General features: G+C 68.6%; 21 protein-coding genes. 11 read left to right on the top strand and 10 right to left on the bottom strand.

Going from position 1 to position 23,111, the window contains the following annotated elements:
- Positions 1-295: 295 nt before the first annotated feature.
- Positions 296-946 (top strand): ammonium transporter, encoded by a 651-nt coding sequence (locus tag AB0H42_RS11120; RefSeq protein ID WP_357053218.1) that lies wholly within the window; start codon positions 296-298, stop codon positions 944-946.
- A gap of 113 nt (positions 947-1,059) precedes the next feature.
- On the opposite strand, the gene AB0H42_RS11115 is transcribed toward AB0H42_RS11120, so the two are convergent.
- Positions 1,060-1,854, bottom strand: coding sequence for an LLM class F420-dependent oxidoreductase (locus AB0H42_RS11115; RefSeq protein ID WP_357053215.1), 795 nt, complete (start codon positions 1,852-1,854; stop codon positions 1,060-1,062).
- A gap of 262 nt (positions 1,855-2,116) precedes the next feature.
- Between AB0H42_RS11115 and AB0H42_RS11110 the strand changes: the two genes are divergently transcribed.
- Positions 2,117-2,944, top strand: a complete 828-nt coding sequence (locus AB0H42_RS11110) for an alpha/beta hydrolase (RefSeq protein WP_357053212.1) — start codon at positions 2,117-2,119, stop codon at positions 2,942-2,944.
- A gap of 228 nt (positions 2,945-3,172) precedes the next feature.
- Here AB0H42_RS11110 and AB0H42_RS11105 read toward each other — a convergent pair whose 3' ends face one another.
- The 4 genes from AB0H42_RS11105 to AB0H42_RS11090 form a co-directional block, all read right to left on the bottom strand.
- Positions 3,173-4,684: an MmgE/PrpD family protein gene (locus tag AB0H42_RS11105; protein ID WP_357053209.1), complete on the bottom strand. Its 1,512-nt coding sequence runs from the start codon at positions 4,682-4,684 to the stop codon at positions 3,173-3,175.
- Positions 4,685-4,755: 71 nt separating this feature from the next.
- Positions 4,756-5,595, bottom strand: coding sequence for a cyclase family protein (locus tag AB0H42_RS11100; protein ID WP_357053206.1), 840 nt, complete (start codon positions 5,593-5,595; stop codon positions 4,756-4,758).
- Positions 5,592-6,434, bottom strand: a complete 843-nt coding sequence (locus tag AB0H42_RS11095) for a CoA ester lyase (RefSeq protein WP_357053203.1) — start codon at positions 6,432-6,434, stop codon at positions 5,592-5,594. Before AB0H42_RS11095 ends, AB0H42_RS11100 begins: the two co-directional genes overlap by 4 nt.
- Positions 6,431-7,225, bottom strand: coding sequence for an IclR family transcriptional regulator (locus tag AB0H42_RS11090; protein ID WP_357053200.1), 795 nt, complete (start codon positions 7,223-7,225; stop codon positions 6,431-6,433). The genes AB0H42_RS11095 and AB0H42_RS11090 overlap by 4 nt, the downstream gene beginning before the upstream one ends.
- 245 nt (positions 7,226-7,470) lie before the next feature.
- Between AB0H42_RS11090 and AB0H42_RS11085 the strand changes: the two genes are divergently transcribed.
- From AB0H42_RS11085 to AB0H42_RS11065, 5 genes are all read left to right on the top strand, one after another.
- Positions 7,471-8,838, top strand: coding sequence for an FAD-binding protein (locus AB0H42_RS11085; protein ID WP_357053197.1), 1,368 nt, complete (start codon positions 7,471-7,473; stop codon positions 8,836-8,838).
- A 39-nt stretch (positions 8,839-8,877) separates the two neighbouring features.
- Positions 8,878-10,338 (top strand): dihydroorotase family protein, encoded by a 1,461-nt coding sequence (locus AB0H42_RS11080; RefSeq protein WP_357053194.1) that lies wholly within the window; start codon positions 8,878-8,880, stop codon positions 10,336-10,338.
- A gap of 11 nt (positions 10,339-10,349) precedes the next feature.
- Positions 10,350-11,558, top strand: a complete 1,209-nt coding sequence (locus tag AB0H42_RS11075) for a CoA transferase (RefSeq protein ID WP_357053191.1) — start codon at positions 10,350-10,352, stop codon at positions 11,556-11,558.
- Between the two features lie 30 nt (positions 11,559-11,588).
- Complete coding sequence (locus AB0H42_RS11070) at positions 11,589-12,893, top strand: MFS transporter (protein ID WP_357053188.1); 1,305 nt, start codon at positions 11,589-11,591, stop codon at positions 12,891-12,893.
- A 355-nt stretch (positions 12,894-13,248) separates the two neighbouring features.
- On the top strand, positions 13,249-14,307 hold the full coding sequence (locus AB0H42_RS11065; RefSeq protein ID WP_357053185.1) for a magnesium and cobalt transport protein CorA: 1,059 nt from the start codon (positions 13,249-13,251) through the stop codon (positions 14,305-14,307).
- A gap of 27 nt (positions 14,308-14,334) precedes the next feature.
- Here the strand turns inward: AB0H42_RS11065 and AB0H42_RS11060 are convergent, their stop codons facing one another.
- Positions 14,335-15,102: a MerR family transcriptional regulator gene (locus tag AB0H42_RS11060; protein ID WP_357053182.1), complete on the bottom strand. Its 768-nt coding sequence runs from the start codon at positions 15,100-15,102 to the stop codon at positions 14,335-14,337.
- Between the two features lie 452 nt (positions 15,103-15,554).
- Between AB0H42_RS11060 and ugpC the strand changes: the two genes are divergently transcribed.
- On the top strand, positions 15,555-16,628 hold the full coding sequence (gene ugpC / locus AB0H42_RS11055; RefSeq protein WP_357053382.1) for a sn-glycerol-3-phosphate ABC transporter ATP-binding protein UgpC: 1,074 nt from the start codon (positions 15,555-15,557) through the stop codon (positions 16,626-16,628).
- A gap of 173 nt (positions 16,629-16,801) precedes the next feature.
- On the opposite strand, the gene AB0H42_RS11050 is transcribed toward ugpC, so the two are convergent.
- Entirely contained in the window at positions 16,802-17,326 is a 525-nt protein-coding gene (locus tag AB0H42_RS11050; RefSeq protein WP_357053179.1) for a helix-turn-helix domain-containing protein, read from the bottom strand.
- A 103-nt stretch (positions 17,327-17,429) separates the two neighbouring features.
- On the opposite strand from AB0H42_RS11050, the gene AB0H42_RS11045 reads away from it, so the two are divergent.
- Both AB0H42_RS11045 and AB0H42_RS11040 read left to right on the top strand, forming a co-directional pair.
- Complete coding sequence (locus tag AB0H42_RS11045; protein WP_357053176.1) at positions 17,430-18,599, top strand: acetyl-CoA C-acyltransferase; 1,170 nt, start codon at positions 17,430-17,432, stop codon at positions 18,597-18,599.
- Positions 18,600-18,704: 105 nt separating this feature from the next.
- Positions 18,705-19,679, top strand: coding sequence for an o-succinylbenzoate synthase (locus AB0H42_RS11040; RefSeq protein WP_357053379.1), 975 nt, complete (start codon positions 18,705-18,707; stop codon positions 19,677-19,679).
- 187 nt (positions 19,680-19,866) lie between these two features.
- Here AB0H42_RS11040 and AB0H42_RS11035 read toward each other — a convergent pair whose 3' ends face one another.
- On the bottom strand, positions 19,867-20,031 hold the full coding sequence (locus AB0H42_RS11035; protein WP_357053173.1) for a hypothetical protein: 165 nt from the start codon (positions 20,029-20,031) through the stop codon (positions 19,867-19,869).
- Between the two features lie 253 nt (positions 20,032-20,284).
- Here AB0H42_RS11035 and AB0H42_RS11030 point away from each other — a divergent pair, with 253 nt between their 5' ends.
- Entirely contained in the window at positions 20,285-21,514 is a 1,230-nt protein-coding gene (locus AB0H42_RS11030; RefSeq protein ID WP_357053170.1) for an epoxide hydrolase family protein, read from the top strand.
- A 38-nt stretch (positions 21,515-21,552) separates the two neighbouring features.
- Here AB0H42_RS11030 and AB0H42_RS11025 read toward each other — a convergent pair whose 3' ends face one another.
- Positions 21,553-22,074, bottom strand: coding sequence for a TIGR04338 family metallohydrolase (locus tag AB0H42_RS11025; protein WP_357053167.1), 522 nt, complete (start codon positions 22,072-22,074; stop codon positions 21,553-21,555).
- A 6-nt stretch (positions 22,075-22,080) separates the two neighbouring features.
- Entirely contained in the window at positions 22,081-22,941 is an 861-nt protein-coding gene (locus tag AB0H42_RS11020) for a DUF2786 domain-containing protein (protein ID WP_357053164.1), read from the bottom strand.
- Positions 22,942-23,111 lie beyond the last annotated feature (170 nt).

The following is a 23,111-nucleotide window of genomic DNA, read 5'->3' as shown; positions in this document are numbered from 1 at the left end:
TCAATGCAGGTAGCTACTTATGCGCTGAGCCCCGAAAATGCGGCGGTTCGCGGGAGCGTCCCCCTCCACTTCCCGCTATAGCAAACCTTGATATCTACCCGAATCATCCGATCTTCAAACAGGTTTCGGGAATTTTTCGCGCGGTTTCTATGTCTTTCGGATACCAACCGCGTAACGTCGATGGAGTTCGAAACCGCCGGGCGGCAGCGTTTATGCCCGGCGGCAATAGCTGCGCGACAGTTCTGGCTGGTTAATCCACTGGCAACACCGTGATGAAGATCGGACACGAGACCTCATGATGATCCGCAAGATCGTTGCGGCCCTGGTGCCGCTGCTCGCCACCACTACCGTGGGCGCGGCAGTCGTGCACGCAGAACCCGCGACCCCCGAGATCGGCTACCGCGCCGAGCTCATCGGTAACAGAGTGGTCACCACCCTGACCAACGGCACCTTCGAGGTCGCCGGCGAAACCGTCGAGATCCTGGACAACTCCGGCACCACCGTGGTGGCGCTGCCGCTCGCGGTACGCGAGGGCGCCACCGAGTACCCGCTCCCGCACGCGGTGCGTGACGAGGGCCGGGTGCTCGAGCTGACAGCAGTCAAGGATGTCGCCGCGGCCCGGCCCGCCGCGCAGCCGGTGGCCTCACCGCAGGAGAACTACGCGGCGCAGAGCAACTTCGCCTCCCAGTTCGGTCTCGCCACCGCCATCGGCGGCTTCATCGGTACCGCACTCGGCGCGGTTGTCGGACTGGCCACATGGGCCGGCGGGCCGGTGACCGGCATACCTGGAATCGTCACCGCAGCCGCTCTCGGTGGCATCATCGGGACCATCGTCGTCGGCGGACCGACGCTGATCATCGCGGGCATCGATCTGATCAACACCCTGGCCGCCGCCCCCGGCACCACGCAGTGGGCGCCGCGTCAGCAGGTCCAGCCGGCGAACTGAACCCACCCCGGCGGATCGGTGAACACGGGTCGGTGACCCGATCCGCTCGGCATACGAAACCTCTCGGGCCCGGTCTGCCATGGCAGGCCGGGCCCGGTTTGCTGTGCCGGTGGTCAGGCGATACCGCTGACCGGCTCCGGGTTGATCTCATCGCGCCAGGCGGTGGCCTCGCGAACCTGGGACAGGTCGTAGTCCGGGCCGGTGATGCCGACCGTGAACAGGGTGGCTCCGGCCTTCAGATAGTCCGGCGCCTTCTCGGTGCCCGGCCAGGCCACCGAGCGCTCGATCCGGCCGGTTTCGGTACCCACCCGCGCGCAGTGTTCGTCGAGCACCTGGCTCTTGTGGGTGAACACGTCCAGCTCGCCGAAGCTGTGCCAGATATGCGCGTACTCGGCCACCAGGCGCAGCGTCTTCTTCTCCCCGCCGCCGCCGATGAGCACCGGGATCTCGCGCACCGGCTGCGGGTTGAGCTTCGCCAACCGGCCGGTGATGCGGGGCAGGTATTCCTTGAGCAGGTTCAGGCGGCTGCCGGCGGTGCCGAAGTCGTATCCGTACTCGTCGTAGTCACGCTCGAACCAGCCCGAGCCGATGCCCAGGATGAGCCGACCGTTACTGATCCGGTCCACGGTGCGGGCCATATCGGCGAGCAGATCCGGATTGCGGTAGCCGCCGCCGGTGACCAGCGCACCGATCTCCACCCGTTCGGTCTGTTCGGCGAACGCGCCGAGCATGGTCCAGCATTCGTAATGCGCCCCATCGGGGTCCCCGTACAGCGGAAAGAAGTGGTCCCAGTTGAAGACGATGTCCACACCCGCGTCCTCGGCCCGCAACACGGCGTCGCGGATGAGTCCGTAATCGGGCGCATGCTGGGGCTGGAGTTGGACTCCGATCCGAACTGGTCGGCTCATCTTGTTTGACTCCTCGTCGTCGGGTGATCTCCCGGCCCCGAGGCTACCGGGGCCGGGGAGCCCGGGCCGGGCGGAAACAGCGGGGAAGCGGACCGATCATCGACGCGGATCGATACGGGCGCCTGTTCCGGTCGCGCATGGATTGCGTAACGGATGAATACAGCCCCTTTTCCGGGCCGCTCCGTCGGTAGCATTTCGGGCGGCGTCTCGTTGTCACGACCCGCTACCGGTCGGCGAATCACGCACAGAAGGAGGCTCCGCCATGCCTGTGTGCACGACCCGCGACAAGGTGAACATCTATTACAAGGATTGGGGTAGTGGTCGCCCGGTCGTATTCATCCACGGCTGGCCGTTGAACGCCGACGCCTGGGAAGACCAGATGAAGTTCGTCGCCGATAACGGTTACCGCGGTATCGCCCACGACCGGCGCGGGCACGGGCGCTCGGACCAGCCGTGGCACGGCTACGATTTCGACACCTTCGCCGACGACCTGAACGATCTACTGACGAGTCTCGATGTCCAGGACGCGACGCTGGTGGCACACAGTATGGGCGGCGGTGAGCTCGCCCGCTATATAGGCCGGCACGGGACCGGGCGGGTGCACTCCGCGGTGCTGCTCTCGGCCATCCCGCCGCTGATGAGCAAGACCGAGAGCAACCCCGAAGGGGTGCCGGACGAGGTTTTCGACCAGATCAAATCCGGAATCCTCACCGAACGTTCGCAATTCTGGAAGGACACAGCGGAAGGGTTCTTCAGCGCGAATCGCCCGGGCAATAAAGTGACCCAGGGAAATCGCGACGCCTTCTGGTTCATGGGTATGCACGAGAGCATCCAGGCCGGCGTGAAATGTGTCGACGCGTTCGCGTACACCGATTTCACCGAAGATCTGAAGAAGTTCGATATTCCCACTCTGATCGTGCACGGAGACGACGATCAGGTGGTGCCGATCGATGCGACCGCACGCAAATCGGCGGAGCTGATCCGGGATTCGACGCTGAAGGTGTACGAGGGCGGCTCGCACGGTATCGCACTCGTCCCGGGGGACAAGGAAAAGTTCAACGCCGACCTGCTGGAGTTCCTCGACCGCTGACGGCACCGGGCACGGACCGCGTGCCGTCTCCGCCGACCGGGCGCGCGATCGACGGTGCTGTCCCGAGGCGTGTAACGCCCAACCGTTGTATCGGCCGTCGCGGAGATGGAAGAACCCGTGGATCCCGGGGTACCGGGAAACCACAGGGCTCTTCCGCTATTGCCTGCCGAGTCCGGGAGCGGCGGGTTCGCTACCGCCACCGGACCGGGTGACCGGTTCTGGAGGGGGTCAGCCCCGGACGAGCGACATGAGACTGTCCAGCGATCCGGCCGACGGCAGTGCGAGCGCACGCTCGGCGACCGTCCCCGCCTGCACCGTGGAGAGGTGACCTTCGACGTTCAGGTCGAACTTGAGCGTGAGTTCGTCATCGGAGAGCGGGTTCGCCGGGCCGCCGCGATTATGGTCGACACGCGCCTCGTGCCATTGCCCGTCGTGGGTGCGCACCCGCAGCACGGCCGGGAACTGGTGCGGGTAGATCTCGTCGCACCGGGCGTCGGCGTGCGCGGCCACGAGCGCGGCCAGTGCCAGCGTGCGCGGGTCGCGTGCGGCTTCGTCGGTGAAATCGGCATGTCCCACGCCCAGCCCGGATCCGCCGAGCAGTGCCCGTGCCACCGTGAACGGGCCGGAGAAGGCCGCGTGGTAGCCGGACTCGGGGGCGGCTTTGGCGGCGGGTGGTTCGGCGATGGTGCGCAGCACCGGTGTGGGCACGCCGAGTTCGATCTCCACGATCGCGTCCGGATCGAGGCCGTCCGCTCGCAGCACGCGGGCGGCATCGATTCCGGCGTGGGTGAAGTGATTGCACGGATAGGGCTTGAAGAAGATCCCGGGCAGTTCCCAGTGCTCGCCCAACCGGTCGACGACCTTGGCCGTATCCGCCCGGTCCCCGCAGAAGGCGTGCAGGAACCCGAACCGGCCTTCGATCACGGTGGGCGGTCCGGTGAGCCCGTGCCGGGCGAATTCCGCCGCGGTGACCCCCGAATGCGCGGCCCAGCCGCAGTGCGCGCGCTTCACCGTGCCACCGGTCCGGTTGGCCTCCAGCAGTCCGGCGCCGAAGCTGGCGGCGATACCCATCGCGTCCGCGATACCTTCGGCGTCGAGGTCGTAGAGCATCGCCGCCGCGGCGGCGGAGCCGACGGCGCCGCAGATGGATGTCGCGTGCTGGCCGCGTTCGAAGAATTCGGAATTACCCAGTTCTTCGTCGTAGCCGCCCATGCCCAGGCGCACCGCGATCTCGATACCCACGCCCGCCGCATCCAGGACCGCGGCACCCGAGGCGCCGGTGGCCTCGCCGACCGCGAGAGCGGCCGGGACCACGGACGCGGAGGGGTGCAGTACAGAAGGCAGATGGGTGTCGTCGGAGTCCATCGAATGCGCCAGGGTGCCATTCACCAGCGCGGCGGTGGCGGCGGGGAAACGCTGTCCGGTGCCGATACCGGTGGCCGCGGCAGCCCCGGCCCAGCCGCGCGCCACAGCCGTGACGGCCTGCGCCGAGGGCTGCCCCTGCGCGGCGAGGGAGTTGCCGAGTACGTCGAGGACCCGCCGTGCCACATCCCTGCGCAGGTCGGTGGCGAGCCCGGCGGTGCGGGTGTCCGCGGCCAGGGCGGCGAGCCGGCCGACCACGGTTCCGGTGAGGTCGTGACGGGCGGTGGCGGCCGCGGCGCTCATGCCGTGCCGTCCGGGCATGAGCGAGGGCCCTGCGTGGTCACGCTTCGCTACCGCCTCCGGGCCTGACTCGCTCATGCCGTGCCGTCCGGGCATGAGCGAGGGCCCTGCGTGGTCACGCTTCGCTACCGCCTCCGGGCCTGACTCGCTCATGCCGCCACCACCGCGACCGGGCGCACCGGCGAACCGGTACCACCGGTGATGCGCAGCGGCGCCATCACGAAGGTGAACTCGGTCAGGCCGCGGGCGCTCGCGTCCTCCAGGTTCAGGTGCTCGATGATGTGGATACCGTTCTCCACCAGCAACACCCGGTGCACCGGCAGCACACTGTGCCCCTTGCCGGGCGGAATATGTTCGAAGGCGGTGGTATCCGCGCCCGCGGCCACGATGCCGGCGGCGGCCAGCCACTGCGCCGCGCCCACATCGGCGCCCGGCACCCCGTCCTGCTGACCGAGGTAGCGCTGGGCGTCGTCGAAATGCCGGGCCCAGCCGGTCCGGATGAGGACGACATCCCCGCGCCGCGGGGTCACTCCGGCCGCGTCGGCGGCGTCGCGCAGATCCTGCTCGGTGACGGCCTGGCCGGCTTCGAGGGCTTCCACGCCGCGCACCCGCGGCACGTCCAGCAGCAGTCCGCGCCGGAGCATGAACGGAATGGTTTCCGCGCCGAGCTGGGAGAACCGTCCGCCGCGTTGGGCTTCCTCGGCGTCGATATCGCCGTGTAGTTTGCCGCAGTGGCTGACATGGGACAGGGCGTCCACATGGGTGCCGACGTGCCCACCGGTCACGATGATCTCATTGGACGCCGATCCGCCGTCCGGGCGGATCATATCGCCGTGCCGGCGGATCAAGGTCATCCGGAACCCCGGGTGGTTGGGTGAGCAGGGCATACCCGTCGTGTACGGATGCCCGAGCTCGACGACATCGACGTCGCTGTTCACCACGGCGTGCAACAGCGCATCCGGCGCGGCGGTCACGGTGTGTTCGGTCATGCTTTCGCTCCTCGTACTGCGGTGGCCTCTGCCCGGTCGAGCACCACGCGGGCGTTCGCGACGACGGCGGGGTCGATGAATCTGCCGTTCTCGTCGAGAACCGCGGACTCCCCCGCCGCCTGGGACGCGGCCGCGCACTCCACGATTCGCCGGGCTCGGCTCTGTTCCTCCGGCGACGGTGTAAAGGCCTGGTTGACGATGCCGATCTGGTTGGGATGGATGACCGAGCGCCCGAAAAAGCCCTGGGCGCGGCCGGTGCGCGAAGTCTCCGCCAATCCCACCGAATCCTCGACCGCGGTCCAGACGCTCTGGACCGGTGAGGACAGTCCGGCGGCGCGCGCCACGGTGACGATCCAGCCGCGCGCCCACGCCAGGCCGTCGGCCTCGGTGCGCAGATCGGCGGCCAGATCCGCTTCACCCAGCGCGATACCGGTGAGCCGCGGATGACATTTCGCGATAGCGGGCGCCGCGAGCAGGCCCGCGGCCGATTCGATGATGGCATGCACCTGGCAGGTGAGCCGGTCGGTCGTGGCCGCCACCGATTCGGGCGTTTCGGCCTTGGGGAGCCGAACCCCCGCGGGCGGGGTCTGCGCGGCGGCCAGCTCGGTGAGTTCGTTGTCCAGCCAGGACGACCCGATGGCATTGAGCCGCAACCAGATCCGGCGCTGCGGTGGTGCCGTGCGCAGGGCGGCGACGGCATTGGCCAGCGCGCGCTCCTTCGCGTGGACCGGTACGGCGTCCTCCAGGTCGATCACCACGGCGTCGGCGGCGCTGTCGATCGCCTTGCCGATCCGGTCGTCGCGATGTCCGGGCACGTAGAGCCAGCTGCGTGGAGTCATTTCGCCGCCACCGCAATCGGATTCGGCGCCCGGTACCCCAGCGCTCGCGAAACCCGTTGCGCCGCCTCGACCAGTGCACTCTCGTAGCGATCGCACGCTTCCTCGGTCATCCGGTAGCTCGGTCCGCACACCGATACCGACCCGATCACCGCGCCGTCGGCTCCGAACACCGGGGCGGCGATCGACCCCGCGCCCTCCTGGCGTTCCCCGGTCGACCGGCACACTCCCCGTTCCCGCGCCTCGCGCAGCGCGGCGCGCAGCGACGCGGGGTCGATGATCGTGGTGGTGGTCAGCCGGGGCAGCGGTCGCGACAGCAGATCGTCCTGCTCCTCCGGAGAGAGGTGGGCCAGGATTATCCGGCCCGACGAGCCGCTGTGCAGGTCGAACCGGCGACCCAGCTCGACGGTCATCTTGATTTCCTGAGTACTCTCGACCTGATCGAGGTAGACGCGACCTCCCGGTAACCGGCCGGTGACGGTCGCCGTCTCGCCCGTGGCGCGCTGCAGGTCCACCAGGGCCTCGCGGGCCATCCGCCGCAGCGGGGATACGTCCAGTGCGCGTGCGCCGAGCGTCGCCGCCGCCGGTCCGAGCAGGTACCGGCGGGTCGAGGGCTCGTAGAGCAGCAAACCGCATTCGACGAAGGTCGTCAGGATGCGGTGGGCGACCGCCTTCGACATACCGGTCGAGCGGGCGATCTCCGAGACGCCGAGCGCGCTCGACCGGCGGCCGAACTCGAGCAGCACCTCGGCTGCCCGGGCGGCAGACGTGGTGCCTCCACTGGAGGACTCCATCGTGGCTCCGTTTCTGCGGGGTCTTTTCGTTGTTCCGACGGCGACGCTACCGCCGCGACCGACGTACATCTGAACAAAGTTGTACCGCTTAGCGAAACGATTGTCCAGGCCGATCGACCGGATCATGCATGAGTTTCGTCGGCGTTAATCGTTTCTACAGGCACTTGTGTCCAGATTGCCGAACGTGCATAGTGCAGGGGACCACATTCTTGCGTTCCGCTAAGCGGAACAGACTAGGAGGAAGCGTGGACGGTCCGGATTTCGATCTCGTCGTCGCCGGTGCGGGCGGCGGCCTGGTCGCTGCGCTACGCGCCGCCGAACTCGGCGCGAACGTGCTCGTGGTCGACGCCGACGAGCACTTCCAGCGCGGGAACAACACCTCGATGTGCACCGCGATGATCCCGGCCGCCGGCACCCGCTGGCAGCAGGCCGCGGGCGTCGCGGACAGCCCGGACCGGTTCCTCGCCGATATCGACCGCAAAACCGGCGGTACGGCCGATCACCGTCTGGCCCGGGCCCTCGCCGAGTCGAGCGCGCGGCTGGTCACCTGGCTGGCCGACGCCCAGGAACTCGACCTCGAACTGGTCACCGACTTCCGCTACCCCGGCCACAGCGCCGACCGCTGCCACACCATCCCCGGCCGCCACGGCTCCCGGCTGCTGCGCCACTTCGCCGAGCGCGCCCGGGCCCATCCCCGCATCGAACTCATCGCCCCGATGAGTCTGCGGGAAGTGCGGACCACCGACGGCCGGGTCACCGGGGTCGAGATCGCCACCCCGGACGGAAACGCCGAACACCTGACCACCCCGGCCGTCCTGCTCGCGACCAACGGCTTCGGCGCCGACCGCGACCTGGTCCGCCGGTGGATCCCGGAGATCGCCGATGCCCACTACCACGGCGGTCAGTTCAGCCGTGGCGATGCGCTGCGGATCGGCCGGGGTCTGGGCGCCGACACCGGTTTCCTGGACGCCTACCAGGGGCACGCGGCGCTCTCCGCGCGCAGCCAGACCCTCATCGGCTGGGCCACCGTCGTGCACGGCGGTGTCATCGTGAACAGCGAGGGACACCGGTTCGCGCCCGAGACCACGGGTTATTCGGAGTTCGCGGCCATTCTCGCCGCGCAGCCCGGCGGTACCGGCTGGATCGTCATCGACGAGCACATCGAAGGGCTGTGCTCGGTATTCGACGATTTCCGCACGGTCGCCGAGAGCGGGTCCCTGGTCCGCGCCGCGACCGCCGCCGAGCTGGCCGCCCGGATCGGCGTACCGGCCGAGAAACTGTCCGACGAACTCGCCGCCGCCGGCCGTGCCGCGACCGGCACGGAGCCGGACCGGCAGGGTCGCACCGACGACCGCCATCCGCTCACCGCACCGTACGTGGCCATCGCCGTCACCCCCGCCCTCTTCCACACCCAGGGCGGTCTGGTGGTCGACGAACACGCGCGGGTGCTGGCCGGCGGCTCGCCGGTCCCGGGCCTGTACGCCTCGGGCGGCGCGGCCATCGGTATCTCCGGGCACGGCGCCGGCGGCTACCTCGCCGGTAACGGCCTCATCACCGCGCTCGGGCTGGCCTTCCTGGCCGCCGAGCACATGCACAGCCCGGTCGCCGCCTGACCCCGGCTTTCACCTATCGGATATTCGCCAGGAGAAGAAATGACCTCGTACCTGATCAAGAACGGCACCGTGGTGCGCACCGACAACTCGGCCCCCGAGGAGGGCGAATCCGCGGACATCCTGATCGTCGACGGCAAGATCGCCGCCATCGGCGCGAACCTGGAGTCCGCGGATGCCGAGATCGTCGACGCATCCGGCAAGCTGATCTTCCCCGGCGTGGTGGACGCCCACCAGCACTGGGGCATCTACAACCCGCTGGCCGAGGACACGCAGACCGAGTCCCGCGCGAGCGCCCAGGGCGGTGTCACCACCGCGCTGACCTATATGCGGACCGGGCAGTACTACCTGAACAAGGGCGGCGCCTACGCCGACTTCTTCCCGGAGGTGCTGGACGCCTCGGCCGGTCGCAGCTACATCGACTACGCGTTCCACCTGGCGCCCATGTCCAAGGAACATATCGGCGAGATCCCCGCGCTGGCCGCCGATCAGGGCGTGACCTCGTTCAAGATCTTCATGTTCTACGGCAGCCACGGCCTGCACGGGCGTTCCACCTCGCAGAGCGATTTCCTGATGATCCCCGAGGACGAGCGCTACGACATCGCGCATTTCGAGTTCGTGATGCGCGGCGTGCAGCAGGCGCGTGAGCAGTTCCCCGAACTCGCCGACCACATCTCGCTGTCGCTGCACTGTGAGACCGCCGAGATCATGAGCGCCTACACCAAGATCGTCGAGCAGGAAGGCACGCTCAGCGGTCTCGCCGCCTACAGCGCCTCACGCCCGCAGCATTCCGAAGGCCTGGCCGTGACCATCGCGTCCTTCCTGGCCGACGAGACCGGACTGCCGAATATCAACCTGCTGCACCTGAGCTCGGCCAAGGCACTGAAGGCCGCCATGAAGATGGCCGAGGCATTCCCGCACGTGAACTTCCGCCGCGAGGTCACCATCGGTCACCTGCTCACCGATATCGACAACGCGAACGGCCTGGGCGCCAAGGTGAACCCGCCGATCCGCCCGCGCGAGGACGTCGAAGCGCTGTGGGAGCACCTGCTCGCCGGCAATATCGACTGGGTCGTCTCCGACCACGCCTGCTGCAAGGACGAGGTGAAGTTCGGCGAGGACCGCGACGATGTGTTCGCCGCCAAGTCCGGTTTCGGCGGCACCGAGTACCTACTGCCCGGGCTGGTCACCGAGGGCCGCAAGCGCGGTCTGTCGCTGCGCCGCATCGCCCAGCTCGTCGCCTCGAACCCGGCCGACCGCTACGGCCTGCCCGGCAAGGGCCGGCTCGCCGAGGGCGTGGACGCCGATATCGCGATCGTCGACCCGAACCGCACCTGGACCGTGCGCGCCGCGGACTCCGAATCCACCCAGGAGTACACGCCGTTCGAGGGCTTCGAGCTGACCGCCGCGGTCACCGACACCTTCGTGCGCGGTAACCGGGTGCTGGCCGACGGCGTGGTCACCGGTGCGCCCGAGGGCCGCTACATCTCGCGTCCGTACTGAGGAGCCCGGTGTTGAACGACGAGTTGCAGCCGACCGGTCCGCTGCGCGGAATCAAAGTCCTGGATGCCTCCACCATTCTGGCCGGACCACTGACCGCCCAGATCCTGGGTGATTTCGGCGCCGAGGTCATCAAGATCGAGCATCCGCAGAAACCGGACGGGATGCGCGGCCACGGCCTGGACAAGGACGGGATCCCGCTGTGGTGGAAGATGGTCGCCCGCAACAAACAGACGGTCACGCTGGACCTGAGCACTCCCGACGGACAGCAGATCTTCCGGGATCTGGCCGCCGAAGCGGATGTGGTGATCGAGAACTTCCGTCCGGGCACCTTCGAACGCTGGGGTCTGTCCTACGCGGAGCTCTCGTCCGGTAACCCCGGGCTGATCATGCTGCGCGTCACCGGTTTCGGGCAGCACGGCCCCTACGCGAAACGTCCCGCGTTCGGCACGCTGGTCGAATCGATGAGCGGGTTCGCCCACCTGACCGGGCAGCCCGACGGGCCGCCCACCCTGCCGGCCTTCGGGCTCGCCGATTCCATCGCCGGTGTCGCCGGTTCCTCGGCGATCTCGATGGCGCTGTTCGAACGCGAACGCAACGGCGGCACCGGGCAGGAGGTCGATCTCGACCTGCTCACCCCGATCATGACCGCGGTCGGCCCCGGGGTGATCTATGCCGATCAGCTCGGGATCGACCAGGAGCGGACCGGTAACCGGTCGCAGAACAACGCGCCCCGCAACCTGTACCGCACCAAGGACGACCACTGGGTCGCGATCTCTACCAGTGCCCAGGCCATCGCCGAACGGGTGATGCGGCTGGTGGGGCATCCCGAGGTGATCGACGAGGAATGGTTCGCGACCGGGCGCACCCGCGCCGAGCACGCGGACCTGCTCGACACATACGTCGGCGGCTGGATCGCCGAACGAACTCGTGACGAGGTCACGAGCGTTTTCGAAGAAGCCGGCGCGGCCGTCGCGCCGGTCTACCGTCCGAGCGACCTGCTCACCGATCCGCAGGTCGTCGCCACCGACATGGTCACCACCGTCGAGGACAGCGAGCTCGGCCCCATGCGCATGCAGAACGTGATGTGGCGCATGACTCGATCGCCCGGGGCGATCCGGCACACCGGACGACCCGCCGGTGCCGACACCGACAAGGTCCTCACCCAGCTCGGGCGCAGCCCCGAGGACATCGACGACCTGCGGGCACGCGGGGTCATCTGACCCGCGGCAGCTTTATCCGAGGAGTTCGCTATGAAATCGCGTTGGTGGACAATCGCCATCATATTGGGCCTGGTGGTGGTGAATTATGTCGATCGCAGCGCCATCTCGTTCGCAGCAAGTCATCTGCGGGACGAGTTCGGTATCACGACAGGCCAGTACGGCCTCATCAGTTCCGCATTTTCGATCGGCTACATGCTGTTCGCCCTCCTATCGGGGCCGCTGGTCGACCGGTACGGTTCCCGCCGCGTCCTCATCGTGGGGATGTTCATCTGGGCCGCGGCCACCGCGCTGACCCCGTTCGCGGGCGGGTTCATCGGTCTGATCCTGCTGCGCATCCTGCTCGGAGCCGGTGAGGCACCCTGCTTCCCGGCGGCGACGCGGCTCGCCAGCCGGTGGTTGCCGGCGCACGAACGCGGTAAGGCGCTCGCTCTCATCGGCGGCGTCGCCGTCTCCGGCAGCCTGCTGATCGGCGGACCGATCCTGACCCAGCTGATCGCGCTGGTCAGCTGGAAGGGCATGTTCTTCGTGCTCGCGGTCGCCGGACTGGTCTGGGTGGTCGTGGCCTACCCGTTCCTGAAGAATTCGCCGAGCGAAGCCTCCTTCGTCTCGGACAAGGAACTGCGCTACATCCGCGCCGGACAGGCCGAAGGCGAGGACAGCGGCCACGAGGAGAAGGTCGACTGGGGCGAGATCCTGCGCAACCGCAACCTGTGGCTCGTCGGACTCGGCTACTTCGCCTGGGGATTCATGTTCTGGGCCTTCATGTACTGGCTCCCCCAGTACCTGGAACACGAATTCGGGCTCTCCATCAAGGAGGTCGGCGGCTTCTCGGTGGCACCGTGGGCGGCCGGTGTGGTCGGCGCGCTCGCCGGCGGCATCCTGGTGGACCGCGTGTACAAACGCACCGAGAGCATCCGGTCGCGATTCCTCATCATCGGCGTGGCGCTTCTGCTCGCCGGTGCCTCGATCGCCCCGATCCTGTTCTTCCCCGGCAACCTCACCGTCGCCCTGATCTGCATCTCCGCGGGTGTCGGCTTCGGCTTCATCACCGGCGGGATCTGGTGGGTGGCCTCGATCGACGCGGCCCCGACCCAGCCCGGTACCGCGGCCGGTTTCGCCGACGCGTGCTTCGCCCTCTCCGGGATCGTGGCCCCGTCGGTGATGGGTTTCATCGTCTCCGAAACCGGCACCTACGACGGCGGCTTCATCGTCATGTCGGTGCTGTGCCTGATCGGCTCGGCGGCGATGCTGTTCTTCACCAAGGAACCGGAGCGGCCGGCGCACCCACCGGTCCGTCCGGGAGAACCCGAGGGCGAACTCACCACCGCGAGCTGACCCAGCCGGAATCCTCCGGCGCCGCCACGACGCACCGCGTAGCCCGATGAGGGGGTTACGCGGTGCGTTCGCTGTTCACCCCGCCGGACAACGGTGCGGCGCACGCGGGTGCTCGACGATGAGCACCCGCGCGGTGTCCGGGGCCCTCGCACATCTGTGGTGGAGATCCGGCCGGACGGTCCCGGCCGGCGTTCTCCGCTCACGCGGCGTCGAGAGCCGCGGTGATCTTGCGGGTCATATCGGTCAGGATCGGGCTCCGATCCGCCGTTCCGCGGGCTACGCGCGCGCGGAACGCCGATGACCGCAGGAACGCCGGGCGGTGGCGGCCGGTCACGGGTGGTTCTAGGCTCGCCGGGTGTCGAGTGGAACGGATCACCGCGATGGCGGGTCGGAAGTGTCGTCTCCGCGGGTTCCGGTGCCGGCGGCGCGGGCGGTCGTGGACTGCGGAATCTATCGCGACGGACAGCGGCTGCCGGGGCGGTTCGGTTTCGCCGAGGCACTGGCGGAGGTACGCGACGGTGGCGGGTTCGTGTGGCTGGGCCTGCACGAACCCGATCTCGACCAGATGGGTACGGTCGCCGAGGTATTCGGCTTGCACCGGCTGGCCGTGGAGGACGCGGTGGCCGGGAGGCAACGCCCCAAGCTGGAACGCTACGACGACACTGTGGTTTTCGGTATGCGGACCGTGGCCTATATCGAGCACGATATGCACAGCGTCAGCGAGATCGTGCTGACCGGGGAGATACTCGTCTTCCTCGGCACCGACTTCGTCGTCGCGGTCCGGCACGGCGAACACTCGGGGTTACGGCAGGTCCGCGCGGAACTGGAAGCCGACCCCGAGCGTCTGCGGTTGGGGCCGGGCGCGGTGCTACACGCGATCGCCGACCACGTCGTCGACGCCTATCTCGATGTTGTGCAGGAGATCGAAACCGATGTCGAGGAGATGGAGCAGGAAGTCTTCACTCCCCGCTCCCGGCTCACCATCGAATCGATCTATCAGCTCAAACGCGAGATCGTGGAACTGCGCCGCGCGGTGGTGCCGCTGGCCCTCCCACTGCAAGTGCTCACCGGGCCCGAATCCGGCCTGAACAAGGAGATCCGCCGGTACCTACGTGACGTCACCGACCACCACACCACCGCCGCCGAACGGGTCCACGACTTCGACGACGTGCTCTCCGCGCTGATCAGCGCGACCCTGGCCCGGATCACGGTCCGGCAGAACACCGATATGCGCAAGATCTCGGCTCTGGTCGCGCTGGCCGCGGTCCCCACGATGGTCGCCGGAATCTACGGTATGAACTTCGAGCACATGCCCGAATTGAAGCAGGTCTGGGGCTATCCCGTCGTACTGGCGGTAATGATCGCGGCCTGCGGCGGATTGGTCGTCGTATTCCGCCGCAACGGCTGGCTGTAGCGCACCCACCGTCGCCACCGCGGCGGTTCACGCGGAGTCGGACCGCCGCGGCCGATCCGCTGCTGGACGCTGCCCATCCGGTCCGTAGAGCAGCCGGTTCACCTTGACCAGGACGTCGAGCTGCGCCGGGTTGTACAGATCCCGCAGCGCCTTGCCGACCGCTTCGGTTGCGCGTTTTGCCCCCACCGGCGAATCGTTCGGCGGTGCGCTTATCTCGGGATACTCGGAGGTCACCTCATCCACATACGGGGCCAGTCGTTCGGCCAGTTCCGCCCGGGTGGGTTCATCGGCGTCGCGCGGCAGGTTGTCGAAGTCCGTCGTCGCGGGGATATCGCGCTGATCGTTCAACAGCTCCCGGAGCGCGCCCAGGCCGGAGGGACCCAGGACGCGGGTGAGGATGAGGGTGAAGGCACGATCGGCATCGGTGAGTACCGAGGCCGCCGGACCGATATCGGGGGGCAGGTCGGTAGAGGTGCCCTGTCGCAGGATCAGCGCCAGCTCCACCCGGATGCGCTGCAGCCGTTCGATGGTCGTGGCCAACTCGGCGTCCAGGGTTTGTAGCGCGTCGCGGGGGAAATCGTCGCCGTCGCCCATTTCGGCGATCTGTGACAGCGGTATTCCGAGGTCGGCGAGCCGTTTGATGCGCAGCACCCGCAGCAGATGCGCGACGCCGTAGCGCTTGTAACCGTTGGAGGCGCGTTCGGGCTCGGCGAGCAGTCCGATGTCGTGGTAATGGCGTACCGCCCGCACGCTCGTGCCGGCGAGTTCCGCGAGCTGACGGGTGCTCCACGTCATATCCGGCTCCTCCGCTAGGTTTCCGCCGCCGCGAACGCACCGGCAGGATACCCACCCTGAACTGTGCCGCAGCGGCACAGTCAAGTGTCCCTGCGATCCTTCATCCCGGCACAGCCGCATATCCGCGGGGCATCCGTTCACGCAGCCGCTCGACCGGCGTGCGCACCGCGCGGCGGGCGGGTGCGCCGCGGCTCCCCGCGGGCCGCCCCGGCGCGTCACCCGGACCGCCTGGGGCCGTCGATTCGCGAGACCGCGGAGACCCGGGCCGGCACGTCGCGGGGCGCCGGCGGGGTGGACAGTCGGTGCGTTCACTGGCACGATACGCACCGAAAACGTACAGACCATGCGGAGCTCGAGAACACCAGCGGTAGCCTCTGACGCCATGACCACGCACATGTTGCGAATTCGCTCCACTTCGCGTGTTCCAACCGGTGAAGGGAAGTGAACAAGCCGTGGCCACGGTGACCTTCGATCGCGCCACCCGGCAGTACCCGGGGGCCAAGACACCCGCTGTCGATCAGTTGCAACTCGAGATCGCCGATGGTGAGTTCCTGGTGCTGGTCGGCCCCTCGGGATGCGGGAAATCGACTTCACTGCGCATGCTCGCCGGACTCGAGGAAGTATCGGGCGGCCGCATCCTGATCGGTGACCGCGATGTCACCCATTCCGACCCCAAGGATCGCGATATCGCGATGGTCTTCCAGAACTATGCGCTGTACCCGCATATGACGGTGGCCGAGAACATGGGTTTCGCACTCAAACTGGCCAAGGTCGGTAAGGACGAGAAGCAGCGCCGGGTGCTCGAGGCGGCCCGTCTGCTCGATCTGGAACCGCTGCTGGACCGCCTGCCCAAGGCGCTGTCGGGTGGTCAGCGGCAGCGGGTGGCCATGGGCCGGGCCATCGTGCGTGACCCGCAGGTCTTTCTGATGGACGAACCGCTGTCCAATCTGGACGCGAAACTGCGGGTGCAGACCCGCACCCAGATCGCCCAGCTGCAGCGCCGGCTGGCGACCACGACCGTCTATGTCACCCACGACCAGGTCGAGGCCATGACCATGGGCGACCGGGTCGCGGTGATGCGCGACGGGCTGCTGCAGCAGTGCGCCGCCCCGCGCGACCTCTACCGGGAACCGGCGAATGTGTTCGTCGCCGGGTTCATGGGGTCACCGGCGATGAACCTGTTCACGCTCCCGGTCACCGACGGTACGGTGCGGATCGGTGGGTACGCGCTGCCACTGCCGCGATCGGTGGTCGATGCCGCGGGCGCGACAGTGACGGTGGGTATCCGCCCCGAGCATCTGGAAGCCGGTGATTCCGGGATCGAGATCGAGGTGGATGTGGTCGAGGAGCTCGGCTCCGACGCCTTCATCTACGGCCGGCCCACCGAGGACACGCAGGGCGCGGACACGATCGTGGCACGTACCGATTGGCGCAACCCGCCGGCGAAGGGCAGCCGGGTGCGTCTGGCCACGGCCACCGAGCACGTCTACTTCTTCGCGCCCGACGACGGCCGCCGCCTGAGCTGAACCCAACCGGCTGCCGACCTTGCGCCGGCAGAAGACCGGTACGTACAACTCTGAGTACGTCAGAGAAACCGGAACCCTTGAAGCACGGTTTCCGCGGCTCTGGTCACGCCGGATCAACGACTGGTGTGCAAGGTTGTGGACGAAGACATTCGCATCGCGGCCTGCCGTTGTCACTACGGGTGATCGGTTGCCGTCGACCCGGCGGCATGCCGCCGGGTCGCCCGCCACTGTTCGTTGAGCCGGACGCCGAGTTCGTCCATGCCTATCTCACGGCCGGATTCGCTGCGCACCTGTACCCGGACCGGGTCCCCGGTGGCCGCCTCGACCAGGTCCAGCGGGGGTGGTCCGGGTTGCAGGTGGGCATTGCCCCACTGCATGAGCGCCAGCACCACGGGTAGCAGATCGCGGCCTTTCGCGGTCAGCACGTATTCGTGACGGGTGCGTTTTCCCTCTTCCCGGTACGGCTGCCTGGTGAACAGTCCGGCCTGCGTGAGCTTGCGCAACTGGCCGGCGACGGCGGCGTCGGTGATCCCCACCCGGGCCGCGAAACCGTCGAACCGGGTGGTGCCGTAGTAGGCCTCCCGCAAAATCAGGATCGCCGAGCGGGTGCCGACCACCTCGAGCGCCATCGCGATCGAGCAGTGGTCGGGTTTCCACGAGTCGAGATCGGCCAGGGGGCCTTCCATCACCGCTGCCATCCGCCCATCATATCGACCCTGACTTGCCTCCACTGATGTCAGCGCCTAATCTGGCTTTAGATAACTTTAGCCAGGGTTCGCCCCGGCGGCGGAAGGAATCGATATGCGAGACGCGGTCATCGTCGATGCGGTACGGACACCCATCGGACGCGGCAAGCCCAACGGCGCCCTGCACGGCATCCACCCGGTGGACCTCATGGCCCACAGCCTGAGCGCGCTGATCACCCGGACCGGGGTGGACCCGGCCCTCATCGACGACGTGATCGGCGGCGTGGTGAGCCAGGTCGGCGAACAGGGCGTGAACATGACCCGGCGAGCGGCGCTGGCGGCCGGTTTCCCCGAGTCGGTGCCGGCCACCACGGTCGATCGCCAGTGCGGCAGCAGCCAGCAGGCCGTCCACTTCGCCGCACAGGGCGTGCTCGCCGGCGCCTACGACATGGTGGTGGCCACCGGAGTCGAATCCATGAGCCGGGTCCCGATGGGCGCGAGCGCCCGAGGCGCCGATGACATCTCCGGGGTGGGTTTCACCCGGCGGTATCCGGACGGGCTGGTCCCGCAGGGCATCAGCGCCGAACTCATCGCCGCGAAATGGGGACTGAGCCGGGCGCAGCTCGACGAATTCGCGCTGAACAGCCACGAGAAGGCGGCACAGGCCACCAAGAACGGGCAATTCGCCGCCGAACTCGCCCCGCTGGCGGGCCTCGACACCGACGAGGGCATCCGCACCGGTTCCACCCTCGACACCCTGGCCGGGCTGAAACCCGCCTACTACGACCCGGCCATGGCCGAACGATTCCCGCAGATCGGCTGGAACATCACCGCGGCGTCGGCGAGCCAGATCAGCGACGGCAGCGCCGCCGTGCTCATCACCACCAGTGAACGGGCCCGCGCCCTCGGCCTGCGCCCGCTGGCCCGGCTGCACAGTTTCGCGGTGGCCGGAGACGATCCGCTGCTCATGCTGACCGCGGTCATCCCGGCTACCCGCAAGGTCCTGGACCGGGCCGGGCTCACCCTCGCCGATATCGACCTCATCGAGATCAACGAAGCGTTCGCCTCCGTGGTGACGGCCTGGGAACACGACACCGGTGCCGATCCGGAACGGGTCAATGTCCACGGCGGCGCAATCGCCCTCGGCCATCCGCTCGGCGCCTCCGGGGCCCGGCTGATGACCACCCTCGTCCACGCCATGCACGACCGCGGCGCCCGCTACGGCCTGCAGACCATGTGCGAGGCGGGCGGTCTGGCCAACGCCACGATTCTCGAACGGCTCTGATCGCGGGGTACGGACCGGGTGGTGGCCCGCCGCCACCACCCGGCCGGCGCCCGCTCGTCCTCGGCCGCGCGCACGACCTGGCCTAGTGTGGTTCCGGTGAGCGAACTGCCCCGGATCGACGAGGTGCACGTCTACGCGATCCCGCTGCGGTCGAAGTTCCGCGGGATCACCGTGCGCGAAGGGGTGCTGCTGCGCGGACCCCACGGCTGGGGCGAATTCTGCCCGTTCGCCGAATATGCCGACCACGAGGCCGCGCACTGGCTGGACACCACCCTCGAACAGATCACCGTCGGCTGGCCCGAACCGGTGCGGGACCGGATCCCGGTCAACTGCACGGTGCCCGCCGTCGACCCGGATCAGGCATACGAGATCGTCGCCGGGTCCGGTTGCCGCACGGCGAAGGTGAAGATCGCCGACCATCCCGGCTCACTGCCGGAAGACCTGGCCCGGGTGGAAGCCGTACGGTCGGCGCTGGGCCCGGGGGGTGCGCTCCGCGTCGACGCCAACGCCGTCTGGGATGTCACCACCGCCGTCCGGAACATCCGCGAGATCGACCGGGCCGCAGGCGGTCTGGAGTACGTCGAGCAACCGTGCCGCACGGTCGAGGAGCTCGCCGACGTACGTCGCCGGGTCGAGGTACCCATCGCCGCCGACGAGTCCATCCGCCGCGCCGAGGACCCGCTGCGGGTCGCGGTGGCCGGGGCCGCGGATATCGCGGTCCTCAAATGCACTCCGCTCGGCGGCGTGCGGCGGGCCCTGCGGGTCGCCGAGGCCGCCGGACTACCGTGCGTGATCTCCTCCGCCCTGGAGACCAGCGTCGGACTGGCCGCGCAGCTGGCCCTGGCCGGCGCCCTCCCGGAACTCGATCACGCGTGCGGCCTCGGCACGGTGAACCTGTTCGAGGGCGATATCGTCACCGAATCCCTGCGCCCGGTGGACGGTTTCCTACCGGTCCCGCGTACCGCCCCCGCACCGGATCCCGCCCTGCTGGAGAAGTACCGCCACCCGGATCCGGAGCGCACCGAATGGTGGATCGCCCGCATGCGACGGTTGCTGGAGTCGCGGCACACGCAAGTCTGAGGTCCGCCGGGCGCCGCCACCCGGATCCGCGGCCCGGGCCACCGAAAGCCCGGTCGAGTCGCGCCGGACTCGCCCTGGCCGACAGCGCTCGGCGAACGTCGCGCCGGGTTGTGGCGGGACCGGGCGCCGTGCGCGCATGACACGGTAAAGCCGTGGCCGCCGGGCGGAGTGTGCGCCGAGCACCGATTCACAGCTCGGCAGTCATCGACTCCGCCGCGGGCGCGCAGAGGCGCCGGCCGTCGTCGCGCACCGCCGCGCCTGATCGGCGGTAGGCCACGACTTCGGTGCCCCGGCCCCATTCGGCGGCATCTCCTCCGGCCGCGGCCGCCCACAGAACCGCCGGAGGGTTCACGTTTTCGGTCGCCGGGCCGAGTTCCCCACCACTGAGCGCACCATTTTCAAGCAGTGCACGGCGAGATGGCCGCGTCGTGCGTCATGGCGTCGGAGGCCGGCGCGGCGGTACCGCATCCCCCATCGCACCGGTTTCCTCTTGGTCGACCAGCTGTTTTCCCGCTTTCGGCGCACCCTTCCCGCGCGACCGGATCAACACATTTGTTGGTAACACCAACATTTGATATCGTTGGCAACACCAACAAAAGAGTCATATGGACGGTCTCGTTCGATACGCCGCCCTCGCCGCGATCGCCCTCACCCTGACGGGATGTACGTCACCCACTCCATCTGCCGACCATCGACCCACTCCCACGCAGGAGACCACCGTGAACCCGACCGCCATCAGCGCTTTCGAGATCGATATCCCACAGGCCGACCTCGACGACCTGACCGACCGGCTCGCCCGCACCCGCTGGCCCGACGAGATCACCGACGCCGGGACGGATTACGGCTTCCCGCTGGCCCGGCTGCGGGAACTCGCCGAATACTGGCGCACCGGCTACAACTGGCGCGCACACGAAGCCGAACTCAACGAACTCCCCCACTTCACCACCGAAATCGACGGGCAGAACATCCACTTCGTCCATGTCCGATCGCTGAAACCGGCTGCGCTGCCGCTGATCCTGACCCACGGCTGGCCCGGTTCGTTCCTGGAGTTCCTCGACGTGATCGAACCGCTCTCCCGCGATTTCCACCTCGTGATCCCCTCCATCCCGGGCTTCGGTTTCTCCGGGCCCACCCACGAGCGCGGCTGGGACCTCACCCGGGTCGCGGGTGCCTGGGCCGAACTGATGCACCGTCTCGGCTACGAGCGCTACGGCGCGCAGGGCGGCGATTTCGGGTCAGGTATCTCCCAGGCGCTCGGCGCGCTGGCACCCGAACACGTCGTCGGTGTGCACGTCAACTACCTACCGACCCGGCCGGACCTCGCCGCCGGCCTCGAACTGTCCGAAACCGATCGGGCCCGGCTCGACAAGGTGCAGTACCTGATGGCGAACCGGCCCCCCTACCAGGCGTTGCAGGCCACCGCCCCGCAGACCATCGGCTACGCGCTGACCGACTCCCCGGTCGGCCAGCTGGCCTGGATCGCAGAGCGCTTCGCCCAGTGGACCGACCCCCGCACACCCGTCAGCGATGAGCGGATGCTCACCGATGTCTCGCTGTACTGGCTGACCGCCACCGCGGCCTCCTCCGCACGACTGACGCGTGAGTCCACCCGGGGGTCGGCACCGTGCCCGGTGCCGCTCGGGGTGGCGGTGTTCACCCACGACATCACCCAGTCGGTGCGACCGCTGGCCGAACGGCTCTACGACATCCGGCACTGGTCGGAGTTCGACCGCGGCGGCCACTTCGCCGCCATGGAGGTCCCCGAACTACTCGCCGCGGACATCCGGGCCTTCTTCCTCATCGGCCTCCGGACCGGACCGGACGCGGCGCGCTGAAACCGCCGGCCGCGGACACCCGGGGCGAGACCGGAGTCTCAACCCAACCGCACACCCGAGTCGTGGAAGGTCAGGCGCAACAGTAGTCCCGCCTCCGGCCCGATCACCCCATCGGCCAGCTCCACATACCGCGAACAGAATTCGGGGCCGTGTGCGGCCACCGCCTCCGGCCGTGGTTCGAGATGGTGTGCCAATTCGTGCAGCACGACCAGTTCTCGCAGCGCCCACGCGGCCCGCCCGCGCGCCGCGGGCTCCGCGTGCAGGGGTACTGCCAGTACGGCGTGCCCGGATTCGTAATGAGCGGCCACATTTCCGGCGCGAGCGCGCACCCGGATCGGCACACCCGCCCGCTCCCAGGTAGTCGCGACCCAGCCGAGCGCGAGCACCCGGTCGCAGTACTGCTGCACCGAATCCACCGAGGCGAATTTCCGCTCCACCGGCAAGGTCAGCCGCGACCCGTGCACTTCGACCGTGCGCTGCCCGAAGTCCGCCGCCCGGTCGAAGACCGAACGCACCAGCTGCTCGGCGTCATACACCTTCACACGCTGCGTATCCCGCACGGCCGGCTATCCGGGGAGCTGCCCGCGCGCGCCGTCCAGTTCCCGCGCCGGCCCGAGCCGGGCCGCTCGCCCGGCCCGGTCCCCCGCGCGCCGGGCGTCCGGGGCGTAGCCGGTGGAGGTGCGCGGTCCGCGCCAGGTGCCGCGGGCCTCCGAGTTACGGGTGTAGAAATCGGAGAGTTCGATCTCCTTGCCGCGCAATGCCAGCGCCGTTTCCGCGGCCCGGTCCGCAGCGCCCGGCCCGGCGGCCCGGTTGTCGCGGCCGGTCGCGGACCGTTCGACGTCCGCTCTGGCCTCGGCGAGCCGGATTCCGATGCGCTCGGCGAACGCCAGCTGGAAATTCAGCCTGGCCGTCACCCCGGCTACCGGCACCCGCACCACCCGGCGCACCCGCCGCCCGGCCCGGCGCTCGGTGAGGACCTTCTCCATGGTCGCGGCCCGGTGATCGCCGGACTTGATGTACCGGTCCGACGCCCGCACCATCTGCACCAGCAGGCTGGAGTAGAGCGCTTCGCAGACGGCGATATCCGCCGCGAACCCGTAGGCGTAGACCTGGGTCGAGGTGCGGGCCACATCACAGCGCACATCGTTGGCGGCGGCGATGGCCACGAACAGCTGCACATAGGTGCGCAGACCCCTGCGGCCGGGTTCACCGATCGGGATCATCCGCTGGATCAGCGCGCTGGGCCGTTCCCGATCCCGGGTGTGCGCCCGCGCCACCGCCAGGTCGATCGAAGACCGGGTCGCCAGCCGCTGCGCCGCGGCCAGGAATGCCTCGGCCTCGTGCTCGTTGTCGGTGGCTTCGGCTTTGCGCAGCAGTCCACCGATCCTGGTGAGCAGGCGATCGGAGACTGCGTTGGCGGAGGACATCGGGCATCAGCTTAATCGGCGCGGCCGGGCGGAGCCCGCCCCCGGCCCGCACACGACCACAGCAAAGGCGGAGGTACGCCGGTCCAGAGCAGCCGGGCGCAGCTCCGCGCACAGCGGGAGCGGATGCGGAGACACGCCCGATCGGCGCAGCCCGTCCTTGGTCCGCGCAC

This window comes from Nocardia sp. NPDC050799, from assembly GCF_040654015.1.
Classification (GTDB): domain Bacteria; phylum Actinomycetota; class Actinomycetes; order Mycobacteriales; family Mycobacteriaceae; genus Nocardia.
Note: the sequence above shows the minus strand (reverse complement) of the source record. Positions and strands in the feature narration are given on the sequence as shown.

Excerpts from the sequence above, each read along its gene's own strand:
- AB0H42_RS11120 (WP_357053218.1), top strand. The coding sequence starts at position 296 with ATGATGATCCGCAAGATCGTTGCGGCCCTGGTGCCGCTGCTCGCCACC.
- AB0H42_RS11115 (WP_357053215.1), bottom strand. The coding sequence starts at position 1,854 with ATGAGCCGACCAGTTCGGATCGGAGTCCAACTCCAGCCCCAGCATGCG.
- AB0H42_RS11110 (WP_357053212.1), top strand. The coding sequence starts at position 2,117 with ATGCCTGTGTGCACGACCCGCGACAAGGTGAACATCTATTACAAGGAT.
- AB0H42_RS11105 (WP_357053209.1), bottom strand. The coding sequence starts at position 4,684 with ATGAGCGAGTCAGGCCCGGAGGCGGTAGCGAAGCGTGACCACGCAGGG.
- AB0H42_RS11100 (WP_357053206.1), bottom strand. The coding sequence starts at position 5,595 with ATGACCGAACACACCGTGACCGCCGCGCCGGATGCGCTGTTGCACGCC.
- AB0H42_RS11095 (WP_357053203.1), bottom strand. The coding sequence starts at position 6,434 with ATGACTCCACGCAGCTGGCTCTACGTGCCCGGACATCGCGACGACCGG.
- AB0H42_RS11090 (WP_357053200.1), bottom strand. The coding sequence starts at position 7,225 with ATGGAGTCCTCCAGTGGAGGCACCACGTCTGCCGCCCGGGCAGCCGAG.
- AB0H42_RS11080 (WP_357053194.1), top strand. The coding sequence starts at position 8,878 with ATGACCTCGTACCTGATCAAGAACGGCACCGTGGTGCGCACCGACAAC.
- AB0H42_RS11070 (WP_357053188.1), top strand. The coding sequence starts at position 11,589 with ATGAAATCGCGTTGGTGGACAATCGCCATCATATTGGGCCTGGTGGTG.
- AB0H42_RS11060 (WP_357053182.1), bottom strand. The coding sequence starts at position 15,102 with ATGACGTGGAGCACCCGTCAGCTCGCGGAACTCGCCGGCACGAGCGTG.
- AB0H42_RS11050 (WP_357053179.1), bottom strand. The coding sequence starts at position 17,326 with ATGGCAGCGGTGATGGAAGGCCCCCTGGCCGATCTCGACTCGTGGAAA.
- AB0H42_RS11045 (WP_357053176.1), top strand. The coding sequence starts at position 17,430 with ATGCGAGACGCGGTCATCGTCGATGCGGTACGGACACCCATCGGACGC.
- AB0H42_RS11030 (WP_357053170.1), top strand. The coding sequence starts at position 20,285 with ATGGACGGTCTCGTTCGATACGCCGCCCTCGCCGCGATCGCCCTCACC.
- AB0H42_RS11020 (WP_357053164.1), bottom strand. The coding sequence starts at position 22,941 with ATGTCCTCCGCCAACGCAGTCTCCGATCGCCTGCTCACCAGGATCGGT.